This window comes from Blautia sp. OF09-25XD, assembly GCF_003482095.1.
Classification (GTDB): Bacteria; Bacillota; Clostridia; order Lachnospirales; family Lachnospiraceae; genus Fusicatenibacter; species Fusicatenibacter saccharivorans.
This window is the reverse complement of the sequence record NZ_QUMG01000049.1, coordinates 1-1,206: the sequence shown is the minus strand read 5'-3', so window position 1 is coordinate 1,206 and position 1,206 is coordinate 1. Positions and strand designations below refer to the sequence as shown.

The 1,206-nt window shown below is 52.4% G+C and carries 1 pseudogene; it reads left to right on the top strand.

Features of this window, described 5'->3' with window-relative positions:
- Positions 1-1,206 (top strand): annotated as a pseudogene (locus DXA93_RS17530) (MobA/MobL family protein); the annotation flags it as partial.

The window sequence follows — 1,206 nt, the reverse complement described above, 5'->3', positions numbered from 1 at the left end:
AAGAACGCCCAGCTTGCATACAGCTTTGACATTGCCTTGCAGAATGAATTTTCCCTTGAGGAAAACATCGCTCTTGCAAGGCAATTTTTATTGGAGAACTTTGTGAGCCGGGGCATGGTGGTTGACTTCGCCGTACACCAGCCAGACCGGGAGGACGGCGGCATACCAAACCCGCATTTTCATGTGCTTTGCCCTATCCGCCCCATCGAGCAGGACGGCAAATGGGGCTAAAGCAACGCCGGGTGTATGAGCTGGACGAGGACGGCAACCGTATTCGAGACGCAAACGGTAAGTATGTGTTCAATGCCGTTCCTACTACCGACTGGGGCAGTCCCGAAACGCTGGAACATTGGCGGCAGACATGGGCGGAACTATGCAACGCCAAGTTTGCGGAAAAAGGGCTTGATGTTCGTATCGACCACCGCAGCTATGAACGGCAAGGCGTGGATTTACTTCCCACTATCCATGAAGGCGCAACCGTCCGGGCAATGGAGAAGAAAGGTATCCGCACCGAGAAAGGCGAGTTCAACCGCTGGATCAAGGCAACCAATGCCGTTATCCGGGACATCAAGAAGAAAATCGCTCTCCTGTTCGATTGGATTGCCGAAGCAAAAGCAGAGCTTGCCAAGCCGCAGGCACCCGACCTTGTTTCTCTGCTGAACGCCTATTACACCCAGCGCAGAGCCGGGGCGTATTCGCAGAAAGGCAAGGTCAGCAATCTAAAGGAGATGAACGAGACTTTCAATTATCTCCGGGCAAACGGCATTTACTCCCTTGAAGATTTGGAAAGCCGTGTCAGCGAACACAGTGCTGCCACAGAGAGCTTGAAGAAAACGCTGGACGAACAGACCGCCCGAATGAAAGCAATTAAGCAACTCTATGACAGCTCCGCCGCTTTCCAGAACTTGAAGCCTGTCTATGACGGCTTGCAGAAAATCAAGTTTGAGAAGCCCAGAGCCAAGTACAAGGCAGAGCATGAAGCGGAACTGATACAGTTCTACGCCGCCAGACGAAAGCTGACCGGGGAGTTCCCGGACGGCAAGGTGGATATGAAAAAGCTGACCGAAGAGTATGACGAGCTGGAACAGGCGCACAACACCACCTATGGCGAGTTTAAGACCGTCAGAGACGATTTACACCGTCTTTGGAAGGTCAAGTCATGTGTAGATACTGCCGCCCGATTTAACGAGCGTACAGAGGAACAAA